Origin of the sequence: Paenibacillus sp. MZ04-78.2, from assembly GCF_024213375.1 — a bacterium.
GTDB lineage: Bacteria > Bacillota > Bacilli > Paenibacillales > NBRC-103111 > Paenibacillus_G.
This window is the reverse complement of the sequence record NZ_JANAVJ010000091.1, coordinates 1-4,887: the sequence shown is the minus strand read 5'-3', so window position 1 is coordinate 4,887 and position 4,887 is coordinate 1. Positions and strand designations below refer to the sequence as shown.

At 38.8% G+C, this 4,887-nt stretch carries 4 protein-coding genes; all 4 read right to left on the bottom strand.

What is annotated here, in order from left to right:
• Positions 1–47: 47 nt before the first annotated feature.
• The gene (locus tag NLX71_RS25945; protein ID WP_254366671.1) at positions 48–209 is read right to left on the bottom strand and encodes a hypothetical protein; all 162 of its coding nucleotides are present in this window, start codon (positions 207–209) and stop codon (positions 48–50) included.
• A gap of 79 nt (positions 210–288) precedes the next feature.
• Positions 289–2,304, bottom strand: a complete 2,016-nt coding sequence (locus NLX71_RS25940) for a TnsD family Tn7-like transposition protein (RefSeq protein ID WP_254366669.1) — start codon at positions 2,302–2,304, stop codon at positions 289–291.
• Positions 2,305–2,347: 43 nt separating this feature from the next.
• Positions 2,348–4,105, bottom strand: a complete 1,758-nt coding sequence (locus NLX71_RS25935; RefSeq protein ID WP_254366667.1) for a TnsD family Tn7-like transposition protein — start codon at positions 4,103–4,105, stop codon at positions 2,348–2,350.
• A 67-nt stretch (positions 4,106–4,172) separates the two neighbouring features.
• Positions 4,173–4,754, bottom strand: a complete 582-nt coding sequence (locus NLX71_RS25930) for a hypothetical protein (RefSeq protein WP_254366666.1) — start codon at positions 4,752–4,754, stop codon at positions 4,173–4,175.
• Between the last annotated feature and the right edge of the window lie 133 nt (positions 4,755–4,887).

Genomic DNA, 4,887 nt, shown 5'->3' with positions numbered 1-4,887 from the left:
TAGTGGTCAGCCGCGGCTTCGATGTATGGAAATGCGTCGTTCACAACTCACAGATTAAGCGTTGAAGGCGTACTAGTTTCTTTATCAACTGCAAGATATAATGTGGGTCTGCCAAGAATAACGTTTCGATCATGATTTGATACAATATAGTGATCAAGAATACATTGATCCACAAAAATCCCCTTATCATTCCCTAAAACAATCTTCATCCTTCATTCTCCTCACTTTGCTTAGTGGTATCATTTTTGCTCTACTTCAGAAACCTATGAGTTCCTTTATAATTGTACGTTACAGTGACTGCAGATACTCTTTGATACGAACTATTACTTGCTGGGAACAGTTCTCATATATCCTGTTTTTTAGAACCATAGGCAACGTTGCATTCGCGTAATGCTTTCTATATAGCGCAACGATATGTGGAATCTGCCTTAGCTGATAATTTTCATTTGGTTCCAAGTATCGTTCTATTATCTCAACAGTCTTCGGTAGCTTGTCGCTGTGATTTAACAGTCGAGCTTTATCCCTAATCGATAATTTGTTAAGAATCGTATATCTTTTAATTTGTTTATTTGGGGGACTTTCATATAATTCCTGACAAGTCCTATTGACTACAAGCGCTAACTGCTTATCTTCGTCCTCCCATTTTAGGCTTTTAAATGGAGGATCTGCTCGGGGCAATATACTTTTTGACCACTCACTATCTTCCTTCGTAAGTCGAGAAAAAACTTTACTCCCTATAGCTTTCCGAATATCCGACCTACTCAAGTCAGGGTTATCTTCCAGTAGTTTAATCAACCTCGTTTTTGGTTCTAACTCAACCTCTGTTACCGCGGCAGCTTCATTCCTTGCCGGAATTATTTCTCGCTCGTAAAGTTCTTTATTCTTAATGTATTTGGACACTACTCTTTTACTTGTATGGAGTAGAATGCTAGTATCATAAATGCTCCCCAGTTGGTCGTAAGTTTGGTATAGCTTGTTAACCCAATCTACACTTCCTTTGACAATTTCAACCGAGTGTTCTGCATTGGATTCAATATAAAGAAGGATGTATTTCTTGACTGTACTTCGATTAGCTCCCACTATTCTAGCAATTTCCTTAATACTCTTCTTCATGTGGTACTCTTTAATAAGTCTATCGTGCCATAGTGATCCAAACTCGATCACTTTTACAGTATCGATATCAAATCCAGAATCCCCATCTGGGCAGCTCGCTTGATATTTCATTTGACAATGAGCACAAGTAAATTTGCCTATAACTCTTTTGGATTTACTGCAATAATGTTGTTCGTAAGAATAGATAACTTTCTGCGCATACATTTTACAAATCTTATTGAAACATGGCCAGGGCCCCTCGCCAAAAAATTGGGAAGCTGGTTGAATAGTTTCTACATAGTCATTAATATTCTGACAGCCTCCCAGCAACCACTGAATGACTAACAGATGAATAACAGGATTTCTTGTCGCATTCTTTTCACTGAAAATTTGTAATGCAATTCGTTTTTCCAGCAATTTAGGAATAATTCCTAGCTGATTTAACGTTGAATGTGAATAATGTTTAAAAAAGTCTTCGAGGAATTTTTGGTTTATGTACCTTCCATCTCTATGTTGATATCCTTTTTCCTTTGCTAACAAGCTGTAGGATTCAAAAATATTGGTTTCTCTTATCCCGCCATTCAAAAGCAGGTGAATGTCTTTTGAAATTCGCAATTTAAGCACATTCATCTCAGCAGTATCAGTATCTTCTATAACTGGTAAAAGCTCATGCCCATTAGGACATACTGCGGAACCTATAAATTTCTTTCCATATAACTGACCCAGAGATACCTCACACTGAGGACACATACTAATTAATGGATTACCGTGTTTATGACACACATCTATATGTCCGACCTGATGGGAGCGATGAATGTAAATTTCACCAAAATGATTTTCATCTTCATGCATACATTGAACACAATATCGCACATTTTTCGAGATAATCGGTGGTACTGTGAGGGATGCATATTTATCAGTCAGCCTGTGGTTTGTCATTCGTGCTAATAATTCTTTACGATTTTCATCAGAAAGGAAAGTAGCGAACAACGGAAAAAAAGTATGTTTAGCAATCAAAGAATCCTTACCAAACAAAGAAGCCGGCAGCTTACTTTGCATAACAGCCAAATTATGAGGCAGAAAAGGAATCCTACGCGAATTGATCTCCAACAAATCTTGAATCCCATCTGAGAATGAGCACCCTTTACGAAGAACGTATCGGTAAATAAGGCTTCTCAACTCCTCGTCAGGATATGGAGTGGGAAAATTCAATAGAGTCACCTGCCATAAGAAAGTTAAATAAACGCGCTCGTGATTAAAGGTAGTTCTCGATGACTTTATCGATCTCATTGTTAAGTTGATATGCAATCTCTTTGCGTAAACCTGCCTTCCGAATGACTTTCCATCTCACAACGCTCAGTCCCTCTTCAAATAATTTTCGTGCAGCTATATTAACCCGTCTTAATTGAAACTGTTGTAACGTTTCGACTTCACTTTTGATCAATGCTTTACAACGAGGCAAAGCAACCAACTTTTTTTCAAGTAATGAGAGCTTGCTAATTCGTCTTCCAATTTCGGGTAAAGTTATACGAATCGGCTTGTCCGTAGCTGATTTAATATCACTTACTGCTTGTAAAATCGCTGGTAATAGCTTCCGGTCTCTCTCTTCCCAATTTACTCTGGATCGAATTGCGTTCCTACTAGGCACTTTAAACCTCGTTTTACTTATTGTTCTGCAAGCCGCCCTTTCTTTTGAGACGATATCACTGTTTGAAAAACCTGAAGCTACTTTGGGGTTCGATTTTATCTTTGCATAGACGGTCGAGTAATGAACTCCCAATAGTTCCGCTTTTTTCCGAATTGTAAGATCGGTTCTAAGTTGCAGTTCATCAAAACGTTTTTCCCAAACTTCACCAAACTGTTTAATTCTCCCAATATGAAATCGATCACTTACATTTGTATCAGGGCCTCTTCTTGAGTAAATAAATCCGCAATCACAGATAAATGCACCTACTGGACGTTTCGTATCGGAACACCTTGTAACTTTGCATTGAGTAACGATCTCCTTCTTGTAGTGATCGGCAGCTTTATTTAAACATGGCCAAGGTCCTGTTCCAAACGGATGATATATGTCTACCTTCTTTTGAAAAACGATATCCGTCGTTTCATTTAAAAAGAGTATCAGGAGCAGATGTCGTAATGTATGGGTATGCTCTCCGCCACGCACTAATTTATGAAGCCATGTATCATGTGAGTGTTTACTTATCTCTGAATCGCAAAGACTTAGTAATTCTTGACCCAAGGACTCAATCATCTTTGAACGAAGACTTTGAAAGCGGATATTTCCAGATAGGGTGATAAACCCTTTCTCAAATAATTTCGCATTGTAAAATTCTTCGATGAGTCGGTAGTTTACAGAATTGCATGGAGTATTCAGCAATGTATGTGATTGTACAGCCAAAGAAGTTAAGTGAACCTTTAAACCCTCGTTCATTGACAGTCCAATCACTTCATTACATGCAAGTTTCCGATTCAGACATACGTATTCCTGTTTATTACGTCTCAGGAAAGTAGAAATTTCCGAATTCTTTAACCCGCAACCATGTTTATAACAAATGAACACTCCGGGTAATTGATGAGATCTATGCCAATATGGCAGCCCATAAGTCATCTCATCCTCAAACAAACATTGCATACAAAATCTAAGATATTGAGGCATTTTAATCGAAGAAGCAATCAGTCCTAATCGTGCATTTATTGCCCTTCCTAAGTCTCCCGTCATTGCCGACGCCACGAGCTGAGATCGTTCTTCGGATAGAAAAGTTGAGAAATAAGGAAACAATGTATGAGATTGCATGAGCTCAAGAGGGGTCATGTTCTCTCTCATAAGATGACTTATCTGACCTAAGTGTGCTGGTAATAAAGTAACAGCACTGAAAACTGATCCATTATAAAGGTCAGCCATTGTAGCTTTCCTGCTATGGTTTCCGACGTACAGATGATATCTAGCTAATGTACTGTAAAGCAATTCGTCCGGAAATAGGGGAGGGAAGAAACTACTCAGTATACCCACATCCTAACATGGTTTATACTTTTAGTTTTCCCTCATTAATAGAGTTTAAAACCCCAGCTTATTGGGGCTATGAAACACTTCCTTCAGGAAACAATACATCATTTGACCCAGTGTAGCCGGCTTGAGATAACGCTTTATATAAGGCTTCTGGTGATGCTTTGCCGTTGTTCGGAATATAATTGCGGACATCATTCGGATCGGGTTCACTAAATCCCTTCATGATCAGCCTGGCTACTTCCATCCGCAAGGAAGTGATGTCGACGTGAGGTTCATTATTCTTGATAATATGTAAGGCAATTTCTTCAGCTTTCTCAGCAGTCGACCCTAAACTCACGGCCAATTTAACCATTTCCAAGATCTTCGTTCGGTCGTGATCGACATTAGCTTCGTGCATCGTTTGTTCTCGTAGTTTCCCATGAACACTTACTTTTTCTTCTGATTTGGAGAGATAGGCACTAAAGTCATTCCACTTCGGATACAAATCATCAATATCATAAATTGCCGATTTGTTATGAGTTTTCAGTGCCTTAATCATAGGTTGAACCAACTGGAGATGCTCAGAAGCAACCTTTTTAAGTCTTTTTACAGTAATGCGTTCATTTCCACCTTCGGACTCTCCGAGAGCAATGGCATCCCATTGAGCGAGCATATACAATTTAACCGCGATATCAACGATTCCTTGTGATAGCTCATAAATTGTTTTCTTGTAAGCGTCAAATCCTCCACACCTAGAAAAACGACGGGATTCATGAGATCATATACGTAACTGATTACGACGCGCA